This window comes from Streptomyces sp. NPDC048331 (genome assembly GCF_043201215.1).
Lineage (GTDB): Bacteria > Actinomycetota > Actinomycetes > Streptomycetales > Streptomycetaceae > Streptomyces.
In genome coordinates, this window is record NZ_JBICYT010000030.1 from 25,181 (window position 1) to 43,035 (window position 17,855).

The window sequence follows — 17,855 nt, forward strand, 5'->3', positions numbered from 1 at the left end:
CTGCGGAGGTGGCCCGGATCAGCTGGTGCGGCCCTTGGCGTCGAAGGCCTTCATTCGGTCCAGCACGCCGTCGGCGGTGGGGTTGTGCATCTGGTCGACGATCGCGCCGTCGGCGAGGAAGATGACGCGGTCCGCGTAGGAGGCGGCGGCCGGGTCGTGGGTGACCATCACCACGGTCTGGCCGAGCTCGCGCACCGAGTTGCGCAGGAAGCCCAGGACCTCGGCGCCCGAGCGGGAGTCCAGGTTTCCGGTGGGCTCGTCGCCGAAGATGATCTCGGGGCGGGAGGCCAGGGCGCGGGCCACGGCCACGCGCTGCTGCTGCCCGCCGGAGAGCTGGGTGGGGCGGTGGGACAGGCGCTCGGAGAGGCCGACCATGTTGATCACCGCGTCCAGCCACTGCTTGTCGGGCTTGCGGCCGGCGATGTCCATGGGGAGCGTGATGTTCTCCAGGGCCGTCAGGGTCGGCAGCAGGTTGAAGGCCTGGAAGATGAAGCCGATCTTGTCCCGGCGGAGCTGGGTGAGCTGCTTGTCCTTGAGGCTCCCGAGCTCGGTGTCGCCGATGCGGACGGAGCCTTCGGAGAAGGTGTCGAGTCCGGCGACGCAGTGCATCAGGGTGGACTTGCCGGAGCCCGAGGGTCCCATGATCGCGGTGAACTCCCCCTGCGTGAAGTCCACGCTGACCTTCTTGAGGGCGTGCACCTGGGTCTCGCCCTGGCCGTACACCTTGGAGAGGCCGATGGCGCGGGCGGCCACGGCCTGAGAGGTGTGCGGGGCGTAGTTCATGGTGGTCACGGGACGGCTCCTCGGTCTGCGGTGCGGGGACGTTTCCATCCTCGCCGCGGGTACCCCCGCCCCGGATCAGCCGCCGTGCCTGTTCCTCGGCCCACTGGAGTCTGACGGCGGACGGGCACGCGTCCTCCTCTGGTATGACAGGGCACCCGTCGGGGGGCGGTGGCCCGGGGTGGCGGGGAGGGTGGCGCGGGGGGTGGCGGGGGCCGTCGAAATCCCGTCATTCCCGTACAGGTGGTGATCGACGTCCAGAACGGGCCGACCGTGCGTTCTCGGGCCTGACGAACCCTCAAGCGCCAATAAAATCAGACAACATCGGAAAGTTCGCAGGTTGGCACAGGGAGTGATCCGGATAGGCTCGACTCAGCGTTCAAGGCTTTTTCACGGGGGCCGCCACGCCTTGCCCGGATGGTGGAATGCAGACACGGCGAGCTTAAACCTCGCTGGCCTTCGGGCCGTGCCGGTTCAAGTCCGGCTCCGGGCACCATCAACGGCACGGTGTCCGGCCCCGCGGGATCGACCGACCGCGGATGCGGGGGACGTGCGCGTCGCCCGCGCCACCCACGCACGAGAAGCCCGGGACCTTGCGCGACGACGTCAACCGGACCGGACCGCCGTCGCCCACCGAGCCGGGTGAAGACCGCCCGGTACGCCACGACCGAGCGGCGGCCACCCGGCACGCCCGGCCGGACGGGTAGGAGGGGCCGGACCGGTTACGGCCTCTTTATTCACTGCGCTCCGTCGTGGCCTCTCCTAAGATCCTCCTCCAGCAGTAGGGTGCTTTTTTTGCGAGCGCATTACTCTTGTTGCAAGGCCGCGCTCGGTGGCCACGGAGGAGTGAGATGAGGAGCAGTAACCCGGTCTTCTCGCGACGGGGGTTCAGCCGCGACAACGGTGGCTACGCGGGCTTTGACGCGCAGCCGCAGCAGGCCGGGACCAACCCGTACGCGACCAACCCGTACGCGGCCGACCCGACCACCGGCATGCCGCAGGCCCCGGCCCGCGCCAACGTGATGACCATGGACGACGTCGTGAGCCGTACGGCCATGACGCTCGGCACGCTCGTCGTGACGGCCACCCTCGCCTGGATCGCGCTGCCGGTCGACCCGGACAACCTCGGCAAGTCGTACGGCATCGCCATCGGCGCGGCTCTCGTCGCGCTCGTCCTCGTGATCGTCCAGTCGTTCAAGAGCAAGCCCGTCCCGGGCCTGATCCTGGCGTACGCGGCGTTCGAGGGTGTGTTCCTCGGCGTCATCAGCGCGGCCGTCAGCACCTACCTCGGCCCCGGCGTGGTCATGCAGGCCGTGATGGGCACGATGTGCGTCTTCGCCGCCGTGCTCTTCGCGTACAAGATGCGCTGGATCCGCGTCACCCGCCGCTTCTACGGCTTCGTGATGGCCGCGGCCCTCGGCTTCATGCTGCTGATGCTCGTGAACTTCGTGGTCGCGCTCATCTTCGGCGGTGACGGCCTCGGCTTCCGCAGTGGCGGCCTCGGCCTGCTGTTCGGTGCCATCGGCGTCATCCTCGGCGCCTGCTTCCTCGCCCTCGACTTCAAGCAGGTCGAGGACGGCATCACCTACGGTGCCCCGCGCGAGGAGGCCTGGCTGGCGGCCTTCGCCCTCACCATGACCCTGGTCTGGATCTACGTCGAGATGCTGCGCATCTTCTCGATCCTCTCGGGCGACGACTAGCAGGACCCGCACGCCGACCACCGGCCTGCGCACAGCATGGGGAAGGCCCCGCGAGCACTCGGCTCGCGGGGCCTTCCCGCGCATAGGGGTACGGGAAACGAGGTCGGGGGAGAGGGGCTCAGCCGAGCCGGCGTGCGGCTCTGCGCAGGTCGTACTCGTGGATGATCGCCTTGGCCTGGCCGTACGACAGCTCGTGAGCGCCGCGCAGCCAGCTGACCTTCTCCTCGAACCGGACGAGTGAGGGGCCGTCGTCCACGGTGCGGAGCCAGTCGGAGACTTCACGACCGGTGGTCTGGGGGATTCTGTCGATCATGTTGCGGTGGGTCTGTTCGGAGAACTCTACGGACATGGGCGCCTCCGGAGGTATCGCCGTGCTGTTCTCTTCACGCCACCGTGCCGGAGAGTTCGCCCGTTGGCAATGGGGCCCGGGCGGCGCGTAAGGTCGGCCGGGTGCTTGATACTTCGCCCCTGACCGCCGTCGTGGAACGTTTCGCCGACCGGCTGCGGGCCGCGCCGCAGAGCCGCCTGCAGCAGGGTGCCGCCGCCGCGGCGCTGGACCTGGCCCGCGAACTGTCCGTACGGGCCCAGCGGATCGAGACCCCCGGGCAGGAGCCGAAGGAGGTGCCGGACGCCGGCATCTTCGTGGTCGGCGATCAGGTGGCGGTGACCGGGCTGGACCTCGCCGAGGCGCTGCGCGCCGCGGCCCCGGACAGCGCGAAGGCCCCGTCCGAGGTGCTGGACGAGGCCGTGCGGCTGGTGGAGCGGGCGGAAGTCAGAGCGATGCGATGACGCGGTCCGCGAGGATGTAGACGTTGCTCTCGGGGTCCTCGGTGTCACCGCAGGAGAAGGTCAGCGCGTAGGCGCCGGAGATGCCCGAGCCGCCCAGCAGGACCGGTGCGGTGCCCGAACGCAGGGCCTCGGCGAGCCGCTCCGCGGTCTCCCGGTGCCCCGGGGTCATGCACAGCGTCGTGCCGTCCGTGAAGACGTACACGTCGAGGGTGCCCAGCGGGCCCGGGCGGACGTCCGCGAGGGCCGTACGGGCCTCCGCGAGCTCCTCCAGGCGGTTCACGGTGCGCTCGTGGTCGGCGCCGGGGTGCGAGGCCTGGACCGGGACGAAGTCGGGGTGCGAGGGGTGGCGCCGGCGCGCGGCGGCCAGCTCGGCCGAATCCTCGGGGTACCCGGGCATCTCGTCGAGGATCTCCTCGCCGAGTACGGGCTCCAGCCCCACCAGATCGGCCTGCCGGGGCAGGAAGACCGGGTTGTCCTCGCCGAGCCCGGGCAGGCCGCCCAGCAGCGAAGGGGCGTCGGCGGCGTCACGCGCCTCCTGCGCGGCCCAGAAGGCCCGCGCCTCGGCCAGCTCGCGCTCGCGCTCCTCGGCGAGGGCTTCGGCCACGGCGGCTCGTATCTCCGCGGCGGGGGATTCCACGGCGCTGCGGGCGTGCGGGACGGTCGCACCGCGGGGGTGGACCGGCGCCGCCAGCTCGGTGCGCAGGGCGGCGACCTGCTTGCGCAGACCGTGGACGGCGTGCAGCGCAGCAGCGCCCACGGCCGTGGCAGCGGCCGTGGTCAGCAGCAGGGCAAGAGACATGGCGCTCACTGACTAACTCCTGAGGTGATTCGATCCCCCGACTTCCTACATCAGAGTGTCCCGACCTGGGAATGGCGTGCAGTGCATTACGTCACGAAATGGACAGGGCTTTGGTCACACCCGCCGCATCCGTACCAGCCCTGACCTGGGTAAACATTGATCCCCCAGGAGATAGGTCACATCCTGGGGGAAATTTGGTCACAGGTAGGCCGCGACGGGGTTGGATCGGGTGCCGGTACGCCGCAAGGGATCCGTCCGGATCCCTTGCGGCGTCTGGGGCCGTCCTTGATCGAATCAGCTCGAACGCTTGCTCAGCTCAGGCGCTCGCTTCTTCGGTCGCGCTGAGCTTCGCCACCGCTGCGGGCAGGTGCCGCGCTCGTTCCTCGCACGACCCCTACCCTCCGCTACGGCTCAGCTCAGGCGCTCGCTTCTTCGGTCGCGCTGAGCTTCGCCACCGCTGCGGGCAGGTGCCGCGCTCGTTCCTCGCACGACCCCTACCCTCCGCTACGGCTCAGCTCAGGCGCTCGATCACCATGGCCATGCCCTGGCCGCCGCCCACGCACATCGTCTCGAGGCCGAACTGCTTGTCGTGGAACTGCAGGCTGTTGATCAGCGTGCCGGTGATGCGCGCACCGGTCATCCCGAAGGGGTGACCGACGGCGATGGCTCCACCGTTGACGTTCAGCTTCTCCAGCGGGATCTCCAGGTCCCGGTACGACGGGATGACCTGGGCCGCGAAGGCCTCGTTGATCTCGAAGAGGTCGATGTCGCCGACCGTGAGGCCGGCCCGCTTCAGGGCCTGCTTCGACGCCTCGACCGGGCCCAGGCCCATGATCTCGGGGGAGAGGCCGGTGACGCCGGTGGAGACGATCCGGGCCAGCGGGGTCAGGCCCAGCTCGCGCGCCTTGGTGTCGCTCATGATGACCAGCGCCGCGGCGCCGTCGTTGAGCGGGCAGCAGTTGGCGGCCGTGACCAGGCCGTCGGGGCGGAAGACGGGCTTGAGGCCCTGGACGCCCTCCAGGGTCACGCCGGCGCGCGGGCCGTCGTCCCCGGAGACGACCGTGCCGTCGGGGGTGGTGATCGGGGTGATCTCGCGGGCCCAGAAGCCGTTCTTGATGGCCTCTTCGGCCAGGTTCTGCGAGCGGACGCCGAACTCGTCCATGTCCTGACGGGTCACGCCCTTGAGGCGGGCCAGGTTCTCGGCGGTCTGCCCCATCGCCATGTACGCGTCCGGGACCAGGCCGTCCTCGCGCGGGTCGTGCCAGCTGGAGCCGGTCGACTCGGCGACGGCCACCGTGCGGGCCTCGGCGTCGGCGAAGAGCGGGTTGTGGGTGTCGGGCCACGAGTCCGAGTTGCCCTTGGCGAACCGCGACACCGTCTCGACGCCCGCCGAGATGAAGACGTCGCCCTCGCCCGCCTTGATCGCGTGCAGGGCCATCCGGGAGGTCTGCAGCGAGGAGGAGCAGTAACGGGTGATCGTGGTGCCGGGCAGGAAGTCCATGCCCATCTGCACGGCCACGATGCGCGCCAGGTTGTTGCCCTGCTCGCCACCGGGCAGGCCGCAGCCGAGCATCAGGTCGTCGATCTCGCGCGGGTCCAGCCCGGGGACCTTGGCCAGGGCGGCCTGGATGATCGTCGCGGTCAGGTCGTCCGGCCGCACGTCCTTGAGGGACCCCTTGAAGGCGCGCCCGATCGGGGAGCGGGCGGTGGAAACGATGACGGCTTCGGGCATCGGGACTCCAAGGGTGTGTTGCGGCTCTGTGCGGGACCGCAAGCGAAGTTACCGCCCCGTACGGTCCAGGTCACCGGCCGGGGCGTGTGACACGGACCGCACTCGCCCGCGATCCGGTCGCGGGCGCGCGACATGACGACGGTCCGGCGTCGCGGCGGGCGGCGTCAACCCGTGCGGCGTCGACCCGTGCGAAGCCCCTACGGCACCACCGGCTGGGCCGGGTCCGTGGCCGGCACCCGACGCCGGCGGCGGTGCTTGAGCAGTACCCAGGGGCCGCGGGCGGCCGTGACCTCCGTACCCGCCTGGCCCGCCGCGGCCGACGCCGCCTTCGCCACCGGCAGCATGTCCTCGTCCCGGGACACGTCCAGCCGGTCCGACTCCGGCCACAGGCCCAGCGCCGCGCACAGGGTCGGCAGCACGGCCATGGCGGCGGTCGCGTACCCCTCCGCCGACGGGTGGTAGGAGTCCGGGCCGAACATCTCGCGCGGGTTCGCGGCGAACTCCGGGCCCAGCAGGTCCCCCATCGAGACCGTCCGGGCGCCCAGCGCGACCACTCCTATGGTCTGCGCGGCGGCCAGCTGCCGCGAGACCCGGCGCGCCAGCCAGCGCAGCGGCTGGTAGACCGGCTCGATCGTGCCCAGGTCCGGGCAGGTGCCCACGACGACCTCGGCGCCGGCCATGCGCAGCCTGCGCACGGCCGAGGTGAGCAGCCGCACCGACTGGGTCGGAGGCATCCGGCGTGTCACGTCGTTCGCGCCGATCATGATCACGCAGACGTCCGGAGGCGGCGAGGGTCCGTCCAGCAGCAGGCCGACCTGCCGGTCCAGGTCGTCCGACATGGCCCCCGAAAGGGCTACGTTGCGCAGCTCCACCGGCCGTTCGGCCACCGCCGCCAGCCCCGAGGCCATCAGGGCCGCCGGAGTCTGCCGGGCCCGCCGTACGCCCAGTCCCGCGGCCGTGGAATCACCCAGCATGCCCAGGCGCAGCGGGCCCGGGCTCAGCTCAGGCCCGCCGAATTCACTCCCGTAGAGCCCGTCGGCCCGCGGTGGCTCGGGCAGCCCGGACCCGACCGCCCGCCTCGCGAACTGCATCTCGGCCACCACCAGCCCGACCGCGGCGGCCCCGACCAGTCCGAGTCCGCCTCCGCCGTACGCCGCCCCCGCCGCGATCCGGCGGGCTGTCCTCGCCCTGGACATCCTTCAGGCCACCTCCTCGGTGCTCATTGATCCCTACCTGCCCCGTACGTACGGTCGGCCAATCCCTTTCCGCATACTCTGGCCGGACCTCCCGGAGAACCCGTGGAGTCCCCTCCTTGGAGAACATGGTGCAATTCCACGACTCGATGATCAGCCTCGTCGGCAACACCCCGCTGGTGAAGCTCAACCGTGTGACCGAAGGCCTGCAGGCCACCGTCCTTGCGAAGGTCGAGTACTTCAATCCCGGTGGATCCGTGAAGGACCGGATCGCCGTACGGATGATCGAGGCCGCCGAGCAGAGCGGAGCCCTCAAGCCCGGCGGCACCATCGTGGAGCCGACCAGCGGCAACACGGGTGTAGGACTCGCCATCGTGGCCCAGCAGAAGGGCTACAAGTGCATCTTCGTCTGCCCTGACAAGGTGTCCATGGACAAGATCAACGTGATGCGCGCGTACGGCGCCGAGGTCGTGGTCTGCCCGACCGCCGTCGACCCCGAGCACCCGGACTCGTACTACAACGTGTCCGACCGCCTCGCGCGTGAGCCCGGTGCCTGGAAGCCCGACCAGTACAGCAACCCGAACAACCCCCGTTCGCACTACGAGACCACCGGTCCGGAGCTGTGGGACCAGACGGACGGGAAGATCACCCACTTCGTCGCGGGCGTCGGCACGGGCGGCACGATCTCCGGTACCGGCAACTACCTCAAGGAGGTGTCCGGCGGCAAGGTCAAGGTCATCGGCGCCGACCCCGAGGGCTCGGTCTACTCCGGCGGATCGGGCCGGCCGTACCTGGTCGAGGGCGTCGGTGAGGACTTCTGGCCGACCGCCTACGACCCGAACGTGACGGACGAGATCATCGCGGTGTCCGACAAGGACTCCTTCCAGATGACCCGCCGCCTCGCCAAGGAGGAGGGCCTCCTCGTCGGCGGCTCCTGCGGCATGGCGGTCGTCGCGGCGCTGAAGGCCGCCGAGAGCCTCGGCCCGGACGACGTGGTCGTCGTCCTGCTGCCGGACAGCGGGCGCGGCTACCTCAGCAAGATCTTCAGCGACGAGTGGATGGCGGGACACGGCTTCCTGGAGGAGGCCGGCCCCGCCGCGCGCATCGGCGACGTGCTGAACGACAAGGAGGGCGGCATCCCCTCCCTCGTCCACATGCACCCCGAGGAGACCGTCGGCGAGGCCATCGAGGTCCTGCGCGAGTACGGCGTCTCGCAGATGCCGATCGTCAAGCCGGGCGCCGGTCACCCGGACGTCATGGCCGCCGAGGTCATCGGCTCCGTGGTCGACAAGGAGCTGCTGGCGGCGCTGTTCGCCCAGCGGGCCTCCCTGACCGACCCGCTGGAGAAGCACATGAGCTCCCCGCTGCCGCAGGTCGGCTCCGGCGAGCCGGTGTCCGAGCTGATGGCGGTGCTCGGCGAGGCGGACGCGGCGATCGTGCTGGTCGAGGGCAAGCCCACCGGCGTGGTGAGCCGTCAGGACCTGCTGGCCTTCCTCGCCAAGGGCGCGAAGTAGCCCGTACGGCACGACGCACGGCCTTCGCGCGATCGGTACGGGCCCGACACGTGACGGCAGCACCGGCTTAACACGGCTGGGGCACAGTGGTGGTTGTCGGCGGGGGAGTCCGGGAGACCGGAGCCCGGCCGGCACCACCGAACGGCGTTCGAGCACCCTCCGGAGCGGCTCCCGGACCGCGCGAACGCCACGGACGCGGACGGCCCTGACCCGGCCGTGTCCTTCGCGGGGACCGCTGTCGTCCCGGCCCTCGGGCGACCGAGGGTGCGGCGGTCCCCGCGCCATCTTTTTCGGGCTCGGTTCGCGCGTGCGGCGGTGGTGGCAGGGCTCAGTCCCGGGGGGCCTGCCGACCGCGCCCGAGGCGAGCGGCGTGGATGAGGTTCACGCCCGCGATCCCCGCCCAGGCGACGATCAGCCCCGGCAGGCGCGCCTGGGTGACGGCGATCGCCGACAGCGGGACCGCCAGGACCAGGGTGATGATCGCGAAGCCGAAGCGTTCGCCGAAGTTCCCGTCCCCCAGGGCTGCGGACGGCGCCCGGCCGTCACCGCGGGCCGCGGACAGGCGTTCCTCGGCGAGCCGGCGCCGGACCTGCGTGTCGACCTTCTCGACGAACGAGTCCACCAGTGCGGCCTCGTACTCCGGACCCAGCTCGCGGCGGGCGTCCAGCGTCGCGTCGAATTCCTTCTTCAACTCTCGGGCGTGCGCGTCCATGTCCCCACCGTAGGAACCCCGGCAGGCCCCGGCACTGGGGCTAGCACCCCTATCCGGATCGCGGGCACGGCTTGCTCCGCTGCATAACCGCATGCAGAGTGCTCCGTGACTGAATATCTCACCGGGACGGAGGGGACGGGATGAGTGACAGCCCGGCCGCGCGGCTGCAGAAGCTGTTCGAGGGGCACCGGCTGACGCCGACCCAGCGGCGGATCGCGCACTGCATGGTGCGCGGGGCGGCGGAGGTGCCCTTCCTGTCGAGCGTCGAGCTTGCGGAGCTGGCCGGGGTGAGCCAGCCCTCGGTGACCCGGTTCGCCGTGGCGCTCGGCTTCGACGGCTACCCGGCGCTGCGCCGCCACCTGCGCGAGGTGGCCCCCGCCGAGCGGCCCGAGGCCGCGCGGGAGGACGCGTACAACGAGTACCAGCAGGCCGTTCTCGGCGAGATCGAGAACCTGCGTCAGTTGGCGGCGATGCTCGCCGATCCCACGCCGGTCCAGGAGGCGGGGCGACTGCTCGCGGCCTCGACCCCGCTGTTGGTGCTCGGGCTGCGGGCGGCGTCCTCCCAGGCGCGGGGGTTCGCGTACTTCGCCTCGAAGGTTCACCCGGACGTACGGCTCCTCGACGAGGGCGGCTCGATGATGGAGGACCGCATCGACGCGGCGCGCTACGAGGGCGCCACGGCGCTGCTCTGCTTCGCGCTGCCCCGCCACCCGCGGGAGGTCGTGGACACGCTGGAACGCTCGCGGCGGGCCGGCCTGACCGTGGTCACGGTCGCCGACTCGGCCTTCGCCCCGGTGGCCCGCCACTCGGACCTGCTGATCCCGGCGCAGGTCGGTACCGGGCTGGCCTTCGACACGGCGTGCGCGCCGATGTTGCTGGGGCGGGTGCTGCTGGAGTCGATGGCGGACGCTCTCCCGGACGCGCAGGCCCGGCTGGAGGCCTTCGACGCGCGGGCGGCCGCGCGGAGCCTGTTCGTGGAGTGAGCCTCAGCGGTAGGTGAGCTCGGCCAGCTCGGTGGCGAGACGGTCGCGCAGCGCCGGGACGCGGGCGAGCAGCGGCAGCAGGGCGTTGCGCGCGGCGCGCAGGACCGGGTTGCGGACCGTCGCGGCCCGGGTCATCCGGTGGGTCAGGGCCACCACGCGCCGGGCCACGGGGCGGCGGCGGGCCTCGTACCCGTCGAGGTCCCCGGTGACCAGGGCGCGGCCGAGGGCGTAGCCGTCCTGGATGCCGGTGTTCATGCCCTGACCGCCCGCCGGGCTGTGCACATGGGCCGCGTCCCCGGCGAGGAGCAGCCGTCCGGCGCGGTAGCGGTCCGCGATCCGGTGGTGGATCCGGAACCGGGAGGACCAGACGAGTCCACGGACGGCCGCGGTGCCCGGGACGCGCTCGTCCATCAGGCCCTGCACGAAGGCGAGGTCCGGTTCGGTGGGGGCCCCGGCGACGGCGGTGACGATCCGGTAGCGCCCTCCGGGCAGCGGGGCGATCACGGTAGGCCCGGCGGCGCCGAAGGCGAGCGTGACCTCGCCCGGCCCCGGGGTCCAGTCCATGACGACGTCGGCGAGGACGAAGGACTCCTCGTACGCGCTGCCGCCGAAGCCGATCCCGGCGGCCCCACGGACCACGCTGCGCATGCCGTCGGCGCCCACGACGTGTGCGGCACGCAGGGTCTCCCCGGTGGCGGTGGTGAGGGTGACCCCGTCCGCGTCCTGTGTGACGGCGGTGACCTCGTAGGGGCGGTGGACGTCGCCGCCGAGGGCGCGCAGGCGCGCCAGGAGCACGGCTTCGGTCTCGTACTGCGGGACCATCAGCGCGTACGGGTGGGCCGTGGGCAGGCCGTCGAAGTCGACGACGGCGAGCGGGCGGGCGCCGTCGCGGATCCGGAACCGGCGCACGCGTACGCCGCGGCCGACGAGGTCGCCGGACAGGGCGCCGCTCGGGTCGAGCTCGTCGAAGACCTCCAGCGTGCGGGCGTGCACGACGGCCGCGCGGGAGGTGTTGGCGCCCTCGGCCTGCTTGTCGAGGAGGACGAAGTCGACGCCGGCCCCGGCCAGGGTCACGGCGAGGGCGAGCCCGGTGGGTCCGGCCCCGACGATAGCCACGTCCGTACGGGTGGGGAGTGCGGCGGTGCTGTTCATGCGGGCCTCCTCCGATAGGCCAACGTTTGTTGGCCAACGACTGTTGATATGAGAGTGCGCCTGTCTCGCTGGTATGTCAACGATCGTTGGCCTACGATTGTTGGCATGACGGCGCGACGTACTTCGGACCTGACCAAGACGGCGATCCTGCGGGCGGCCCGGGAGCGCTTCGCCGCGCAGGGTTACGAGCGCACCACCATCCGGGCCGTCGCGGCGGACGCGGAGATCGACCCTTCCATGGTCATGCGCTACTTCGGCAGCAAGGAGGGGCTCTTCGACGCCGCCCTCGCGGTGGACCTGCGCCTGCCCGATCTGGGCGCCGTACCGGTCGGGGAGCTGCCGGCCGCCCTCGTGCGCCATTTCGTGGAGCGGTGGGAGGGCGACCCGGCCGACGACGCCCTGCTCGTGCTGCTGCGCTCCGCGGTGACGAACGAGCAGGCCGCGGCCCGGATGCGGGAGGTGTTCGCGGCGCAGGTCGCCCCGGCGCTGGCGGCCGCCGTCGGCCCGGAGCGGGCCGCGGTCGCGGCGGGTCTGGTCTCCGCGCAGTTGCTGGGGCTGGCCCTGACCCGCTACCTGCTGCGGCTGCCGGGGGTGGTCGCGCTGACCCCGGAGGGCGTGGTCCGGGGTCTGGCCCCCGCCCTGGCCGCCACGCTCTCCGCCTGAGGTCGCCCCTCGGCGTGCGCGCGCCGCTGTCGGGCCCACCCCCAGGGGGTCACAGCAGGGCGTCGCGCAGGTCGCCGCCCGCTTCCGCGACGAGCGCCGCGACGTCCTGCGCCGGGCGCGCGAGGCTGAAGCGGACCCGGCCGTCCCGGCCCACCGTGAAGCCGTGGACCGCCGGCCTGGGCAGGCTGTTGTAGCCGTAGTGGGCCGTGAAGAAGTACGCCCCGGTGTCCGGGACCCCGATCAGGTCGCCGGGCGCGAGCCGCGGCAGCTCACGGGCCGTCGCGAGCAGGTCCCCGGCGAAGCAGGCCGGGCCCGCGATGTCCTGGGCCACCGGGTCGCCGGTCTTCGGGGTGCCCTTCGCGTCGTACGGCAGGATCCGGACCGGCCAGGCCGCCGGGGCGTAGGCGGTGCGGGTGGCCACCTGGACCCCGGCGTGGGTGAGCGCGATCGGCCGGGTGCCGCTGGTCTTGGTGTACTCGACGCGGGCCAGCACCAGGCCGTGCTTGGCCAGCAGGGACCGGCCGAACTCCGTGACCAGGCCGTAGGAGCCGTCGAAGAGGGCGGGGGCCGCCTCGCGCAGGGCGGCCACGTACCGCGCGAAGGTCGGGGTCTCCTCGTCCGAGGCGAAGTTCACCGGGAGGCCGCCGCCGATGTCCAGGGTGTCGACCTGGCGTCGCCCGGCCGCCGCGTTGATCTCCTCGGCGAGCGCGTGCAGGTCCCGTACGCCTGCCGCGATCAGGGTCAGGGGTACGCCCTGGGAGCCCGAGTGGATGTGCAGGCGGGTGAGCCACGGCCGGTCCAGGTAGGCCCGTACGAGCCAGGCGCGCGCCCCGGGGTCACGCAGGGCGATCCCGAACTTCGAGGTCGAGGTGGCCGTGGACAGGGCGTCGATGGCTCCGGCGCCGGTCTGAGGGTTGATCCGCAGGCCGATCGGGGCGGCGGGGGGCGTGGCCGCCCGGCCGACGAGCCCGTCGAGGCGGGCCAGCTCCTGCGGGTTGTCGGCGTTGACGGCGATGCCCAGGGCCAGGGCCTCGCGCAGCTCGGCCGGCGTCTTGGCGGGGGAGTCCAGGACGGTCCGGTCGGCGGGCACCCCGGCCGCCCGGGCCAGCGCCGCCTCCCCGGGGCTCGCCACCTCGCAGCCGAGCCCGGCTTCGGCCAGCAGCCGCAGGACCGGGACGAGCGGGGCGGCCTTGACGGCGAAGGCGTGCAGGACGGGAGTGCCGGGCGCGAGGGCGGCCGCGAAGGCGCCGGTCAGGGCGGCGGCGGAGGCCCGGATGCCGGCGACGTCCAGCAGGCAGACCAGGGGCGCGGCGTCGCCCCCACCCACCAGGCCCTGCGCGACGGCGGCCCGTACGGCCAGATCCCGGCGCCTCGCGGCGCTCTCGGCGGCACCCTCGACCTCGCTGTTTGCGGCCATGCCGGCCATCCCATCATTCGACGGGGCCGACCGCAGCTGTTGACTGAATCTATTCAGGGCGCGAGGATGTGAATAGATTGACCAACATCGGAGGAGGCACCGCCATGTCAGGACCCCGCCCCGTACGTGCCGCGCGAGGCACCGAGCTCAGCACCCTGGGATGGCAGCAGGAGGCCGCCCTGCGGATGCTGCAGAACAACCTCGACCCCGAGGTCGCCGAGCACCCCGACAAGCTGGTCGTCTACGGCGGCACCGGCAAGGCCGCCCGCGACTGGCGCTCGTACGACGCCATGGTCCGCACCCTGCAGACCCTCAAGCAGGACGAGACCATGCTGGTCCAGTCCGGCCGCCCGGTCGGCGTCATGCAGACCCACGAGTGGGCCCCGCGCGTGCTGCTCGCCAACTCCAACCTGGTCGGCGACTGGGCCAACTGGGAGGAGTTCCGCCGTCTGGAGCACCTCGGCCTGACCATGTACGGCCAGATGACCGCCGGGTCCTGGATCTACATCGGCACCCAGGGCATCCTCCAGGGCACCTACGAGACCTTCGCCGCCGTCGCCGCCAAGAAGTTCAACGGCACCCTCGCCGGCACCATCACCCTCACCGCCGGCCTCGGCGGCATGGGCGGCGCCCAGCCGCTGGCCGTCACCATGAACGACGGCGTCGCGATCTGCATCGACGTCGACCCGCGCGCCATCGACCGCCGCATCGAGCACCGCTACCTGGACGTCAAGGCGGACAACCTCCGCCACGCCCTCCAGCTGGCCGTCGAGGCCCGCGACGCACGCAAGCCGCTCTCCATCGGCCTCCTCGGCAACGCCGCCGAGCTGCTCCCGCAGATGCTGGCCGAGGGCGCGCCCATCGACATCGTGACCGACCAGACCTCGGCCCACGACCCGCTCGCGTACCTGCCCGTCGGCGTCGACTTCGACGACATGGCCTCCTACGCCGCCAAGGACCCGGCCGGCTTCACCGCCCGCGCCCGCGAGTCCATGGCCAAGCACGTCGAGGCCATGGTCGGCTTCATGGACGCCGGCGCCGAGGTCTTCGACTACGGCAACTCCATCCGCGGCGAGGCCCAGCTGGCCGGCTACGACCGCGCCTTCGCCTTCCCCGGCTTCGTCCCCGCCTACATCCGCCCGCTGTTCTGCGAGGGCAAGGGCCCCTTCCGCTGGGCCGCCCTGTCCGGCGAGGCCTCGGACATCCACAAGACCGACAAGGCCATGCTGGAGCTCTTCCCGGAGAACGAGTCCCTGCACCGCTGGATCAAGATGGCCGGCGAGCGCGTCCACTTCCAGGGCCTGCCCGCGCGCATCTGCTGGCTCGGCTACGGCGAGCGCGACAAGGCCGGCGAGCGCTTCAACGAGATGGTCGCCGACGGCACCCTCGCCGCCCCGCTCGCCATCGGCCGCGACCACCTGGACTGCGGCTCGGTGGCCTCCCCGTACCGCGAGACCGAGGCCATGCTCGACGGCTCCGACGCCATCGCCGACTGGCCGCTGCTCAACGCCATGGTCAACGTGGCCTCCGGCGCCTCCTGGGTCTCCATCCACCACGGCGGCGGCGTCGGCATGGGCCGCTCGATCCACGCGGGCCAGGTCACCGTCGCCGACGGCACCAAGCTCGCGGGCGAGAAGATCCGCCGCGTCCTCACCAACGACCCGGGCATGGGCGTCATCCGCCACGTCGACGCCGGCTACGACATCGCCGAGTCGGTCGCCGACGAGCGCGGCGTCCGCGTCCCCATGCGTGAGGGCGACGACGCGTGACCTTCCACGAGATGTGGGCCGAGCTCGCGCCCATCGGCCGCGACACCGGCACCGGCGGATACCGCCGGTACGCCTGGAGCGGTGCCGACGCCGACTGCCGGACCTGGTTCCAGGAGCAGGCCGAGGCGCGCGGGCTGACGTACGAGACCGACCGCAACGGCAACCAGTGGGCCTGGCTCGGCGACCCCCTCGCGGGGGACGCCGTGGTCACCGGCTCGCACCTGGACTCCGTCCCCGACGGCGGCGCCTTCGACGGCCCCCTCGGCGTGGTGTCCTCCTTCGCGGCCCTGGACGAACTTCGCAGGAGGGGCGCCGAGTTCTCCCGGCCGCTGGCCATCACCAACTTCGGTGACGAGGAAGGCGCCCGCTTCGGGCTCGCCTGCGTCGGCTCCCGGCTCGCCGCCGGGCAGCTGACCAAGGAGAAGGCGTACGAGCTGCGCGACGCCGAGGGCGTCTCCCTGCCCCAGGCCATGGAGGCCGCCGGATACGACCCCGAGTCCATCGGGGCCGACCCCGAACGCCTGGGCCGCATCGGCGCCTTCGTCGAGCTGCACGTGGAACAGGGCCGGGCCCTGGACCTCTCCGGCGACCGGGTCGGCATCGCCTCCGCGATCTGGCCGCACGGCCGCTGGCGGTTCGACTTCCGCGGCGAGGCCAACCACGCCGGCACCACCCGGCTGGTCGACCGCCGCGACCCGATGCTCACCTACGCGGCGACCGTCCTGGCCGCCCGCACGGAGGCGGCCCTCGCCGGGGCCGTCGCCACCTTCGGGAAGATCTCGGTCGAGCCCAACGGGGTCAACGCCATCCCCTCGCTCGTGCGCGGCTGGCTCGACTCCCGCGCCGCCGACCAGGCCACCCTCGACACGGTCGTCACGGCCATCGAGAAGGCCGCCCGCGAGCGCGCCGACCAGGACGGCATCGACCTCGGCATCGTCCGGGAGTCCTTCACCCCGGTCGTCGAGTTCGAGCACGCCCTGCGCGACGAGATGAACCGGATCCTGGGCGGTTCGGTCCCCGTTCTCGGTACCGGGGCGGGACACGACGCCGGGATCCTCTCGGCGGCCGTCCCGACCGCCATGCTGTTCGTACGGAACCCGACCGGCGTCTCCCACTCCCCGCGGGAGTTCGCCGCAGAGGACGACTGCGTGGCAGGCGTCCTCGCCCTCGCCGACGTACTGGAAGGCCTGGCATGTCGCTGACGACGTACTGGCTGGAGCACGCCTGGCTCGGCACCCACGTCGAGCCGGGCGTCGCCCTGGAGGTCACCGCGGAGGGCCGGATCGGCGCCCTGCGCACCGGGGTCGAGACCCCGCCGCCCGGCGCCGAGGTACTGCGCGGCCTGACGATCCCCGGCCTGGCCAACGCGCACAGCCACGCCTTCCACCGGGCCCTGCGCGGCACCGTCCAGGTCGGCTCGGGCACCTTCTGGACCTGGCGCGACCTCATGTACAAGGTGGCCCAGAACCTCACGCCCGACAGCTACTTCGCGCTCGCCCGAGCGGTCTACGCGGAGATGGCGCTGGCCGGCATCACCAACGTCGGCGAGTTCCACTACGTCCACCACGCGCCCGGCGGCACCGCCTACGCCGACCCGAACGCGATGGGCGAGGCCCTGATCGAGGCCGCCGCCGCGGCCGGTATCCGGATCACGCTCCTGGACACCGCGTACCTGTCCTCCGGCTTCGGAGAGGCCCCCAACAGCCACCAGCTGCGCTTTTCCGACGGCACCGCCGAGGTCTGGGCCGAGCGCGCGAGCGCGCTCAAGCCCCGCGACCACGCCCGGATCGGCGCCGCGATCCACTCGGTCCGCGCGGTACCCGCCGCCGAACTGGCCACCGTGGCCTCCTGGGCCGAGGAGCGCCGGGCGCCCCTGCACGTCCACCTCTCGGAGCAGACCGCCGAGAACGACGCCTGCCAGGCCGCCCACGGCCGCACCCCGACCCAGCTGCTGGCCGACCACGGCGTGCTCGGCCCGCGCACCATCGGCGTCCACAACACGCACCTCACCGATGTGGACATCGCTCTGCTGGGCGGCACCACCACCGGTACGTGCATGTGCCCCACCACCGAACGCGACCTCGCGGACGGCATCGGCCCGGCCACCCGGCTCCAGCACGCGGGCAGCCCGCTGTCCCTGGGCAGTGACAGCCACGCCGTGATCGACCTGCTCGAAGAGGCCCGCGCGATGGAGCTGAACGAGCGCCTGCGCAGCCGCACCCGGGGCCACTGGACGGCGAACGCCCTGCTCGCCGCCGCCACCGAGGACGGCCACGCCGCCCTCGGACTCCCGGACGCGGGCCGCCTGGAGGCGGGCGCGCTCGCGGACTTCACCACGATCGCGCTGGACTCCGTCCGTACGGCGGGTCCGCCGGCGCGGCTGGGGGCCGAGACGGCCGTCTTCGCGGCCACCGCCTCGGACGTCCGCCACACGGTGGTCGGCGGCCGCCACGTCGTCCGCGACGGCCACCACACCCTGGTCGAGGACGTCCCGTCCGCCCTCGCCGAATCGATCGCAGCCCTGCGCGGCTGACGGATACGGCGCTCCGCGCCCGCGCCCCGGGGCGCCGGGGGGGGGGGCGGTGGGGGGGCGCGCGCCCCCCCCGCCCGCCCCCGGCGCGGGCCGCCGGGCGCGGGGCGGGGGGGGCGGCG

16 protein-coding genes and 1 tRNA gene are annotated in these 17,855 nt (G+C 72.5%); 9 read left to right on the top strand and 8 right to left on the bottom strand.

Annotation, left to right across the window (positions count from 1 at the left end; genetic code table 11):
- Positions 1-18: 18 nt before the first annotated feature.
- Positions 19-783 (bottom strand): ABC transporter ATP-binding protein, encoded by a 765-nt coding sequence (locus tag ACGFYY_RS31860; protein WP_365264599.1) that lies wholly within the window; start codon positions 781-783, stop codon positions 19-21.
- A gap of 408 nt (positions 784-1,191) precedes the next feature.
- Here ACGFYY_RS31860 and ACGFYY_RS31865 point away from each other — a divergent pair.
- Both ACGFYY_RS31865 and ACGFYY_RS31870 read left to right on the top strand, forming a co-directional pair.
- Positions 1,192-1,276, top strand: a tRNA-Leu gene (locus ACGFYY_RS31865).
- Positions 1,277-1,631: 355 nt separating this feature from the next.
- On the top strand, positions 1,632-2,480 hold the full coding sequence (locus ACGFYY_RS31870) for a Bax inhibitor-1/YccA family protein (protein WP_393714737.1): 849 nt from the start codon (positions 1,632-1,634) through the stop codon (positions 2,478-2,480).
- Positions 2,481-2,598: 118 nt separating this feature from the next.
- Here the strand turns inward: ACGFYY_RS31870 and ACGFYY_RS31875 are convergent, their stop codons facing one another.
- Positions 2,599-2,829: a DUF4287 domain-containing protein gene (locus ACGFYY_RS31875; RefSeq protein WP_030724673.1), complete on the bottom strand. Its 231-nt coding sequence runs from the start codon at positions 2,827-2,829 to the stop codon at positions 2,599-2,601.
- 101 nt (positions 2,830-2,930) lie between these two features.
- Here ACGFYY_RS31875 and ACGFYY_RS31880 point away from each other — a divergent pair, with 101 nt between their 5' ends.
- The gene (locus ACGFYY_RS31880) at positions 2,931-3,269 is read left to right on the top strand and encodes a hypothetical protein (RefSeq protein WP_365264556.1); all 339 of its coding nucleotides are present in this window, start codon (positions 2,931-2,933) and stop codon (positions 3,267-3,269) included.
- Here the strand turns inward: ACGFYY_RS31880 and ACGFYY_RS31885 are convergent.
- The 3 genes from ACGFYY_RS31885 to ACGFYY_RS31895 form a co-directional block, all read right to left on the bottom strand.
- On the bottom strand, positions 3,253-4,068 hold the full coding sequence (locus ACGFYY_RS31885) for a hypothetical protein (protein WP_393714788.1): 816 nt from the start codon (positions 4,066-4,068) through the stop codon (positions 3,253-3,255). The two genes, ACGFYY_RS31880 and ACGFYY_RS31885, sit on opposite strands and share 17 nt — an antisense overlap.
- Before the next feature lie 511 nt (positions 4,069-4,579).
- Positions 4,580-5,800, bottom strand: a complete 1,221-nt coding sequence (locus ACGFYY_RS31890; protein WP_365264559.1) for an acetyl-CoA C-acetyltransferase — start codon at positions 5,798-5,800, stop codon at positions 4,580-4,582.
- Between the two features lie 197 nt (positions 5,801-5,997).
- The gene (locus ACGFYY_RS31895; RefSeq protein ID WP_393714740.1) at positions 5,998-6,996 is read right to left on the bottom strand and encodes an SGNH/GDSL hydrolase family protein; all 999 of its coding nucleotides are present in this window, start codon (positions 6,994-6,996) and stop codon (positions 5,998-6,000) included.
- A gap of 128 nt (positions 6,997-7,124) precedes the next feature.
- On the opposite strand from ACGFYY_RS31895, the gene ACGFYY_RS31900 reads away from it, so the two are divergent.
- On the top strand, positions 7,125-8,507 hold the full coding sequence (locus ACGFYY_RS31900) for a cystathionine beta-synthase (RefSeq protein WP_393714790.1): 1,383 nt from the start codon (positions 7,125-7,127) through the stop codon (positions 8,505-8,507).
- Between the two features lie 328 nt (positions 8,508-8,835).
- Here the strand turns inward: ACGFYY_RS31900 and ACGFYY_RS31905 are convergent, their stop codons facing one another.
- Complete coding sequence (locus ACGFYY_RS31905; protein WP_365264564.1) at positions 8,836-9,219, bottom strand: hypothetical protein; 384 nt, start codon at positions 9,217-9,219, stop codon at positions 8,836-8,838.
- A gap of 140 nt (positions 9,220-9,359) precedes the next feature.
- Between ACGFYY_RS31905 and ACGFYY_RS31910 the strand changes: the two genes are divergently transcribed.
- On the top strand, positions 9,360-10,202 hold the full coding sequence (locus ACGFYY_RS31910; RefSeq protein WP_365264566.1) for a MurR/RpiR family transcriptional regulator: 843 nt from the start codon (positions 9,360-9,362) through the stop codon (positions 10,200-10,202).
- Positions 10,203-10,205: 3 nt separating this feature from the next.
- On the opposite strand, the gene ACGFYY_RS31915 is transcribed toward ACGFYY_RS31910, so the two are convergent.
- Positions 10,206-11,354 (bottom strand): FAD-dependent oxidoreductase, encoded by a 1,149-nt coding sequence (locus ACGFYY_RS31915; protein WP_393714743.1) that lies wholly within the window; start codon positions 11,352-11,354, stop codon positions 10,206-10,208.
- A gap of 105 nt (positions 11,355-11,459) precedes the next feature.
- Between ACGFYY_RS31915 and ACGFYY_RS31920 the strand changes: the two genes are divergently transcribed.
- Positions 11,460-12,017: a TetR family transcriptional regulator gene (locus ACGFYY_RS31920; RefSeq protein ID WP_365264571.1), complete on the top strand. Its 558-nt coding sequence runs from the start codon at positions 11,460-11,462 to the stop codon at positions 12,015-12,017.
- A 49-nt stretch (positions 12,018-12,066) separates the two neighbouring features.
- Here the strand turns inward: ACGFYY_RS31920 and ACGFYY_RS31925 are convergent, their stop codons facing one another.
- On the bottom strand, positions 12,067-13,434 hold the full coding sequence (locus ACGFYY_RS31925; protein ID WP_393714745.1) for a diaminopimelate decarboxylase: 1,368 nt from the start codon (positions 13,432-13,434) through the stop codon (positions 12,067-12,069).
- A gap of 104 nt (positions 13,435-13,538) precedes the next feature.
- Between ACGFYY_RS31925 and hutU the strand changes: the two genes are divergently transcribed.
- The 3 genes from hutU to ACGFYY_RS31940 are packed head-to-tail and all read left to right on the top strand — an operon-like array spanning position 13,539 to position 17,736.
- A complete protein-coding gene (hutU, locus tag ACGFYY_RS31930) occupies positions 13,539-15,203 on the top strand; it encodes a urocanate hydratase (RefSeq protein ID WP_365264577.1) in 1,665 nt (554 codons plus the stop codon).
- A gap of 11 nt (positions 15,204-15,214) precedes the next feature.
- Complete coding sequence (locus tag ACGFYY_RS31935) at positions 15,215-16,405, top strand: allantoate amidohydrolase (RefSeq protein ID WP_365264607.1); 1,191 nt, start codon at positions 15,215-15,217, stop codon at positions 16,403-16,405.
- Entirely contained in the window at positions 16,396-17,736 is a 1,341-nt protein-coding gene (locus tag ACGFYY_RS31940; protein WP_393714748.1) for a formimidoylglutamate deiminase, read from the top strand. Before ACGFYY_RS31935 ends, ACGFYY_RS31940 begins: the two co-directional genes overlap by 10 nt.
- Positions 17,737-17,855: the final 119 nt, after the last annotated feature.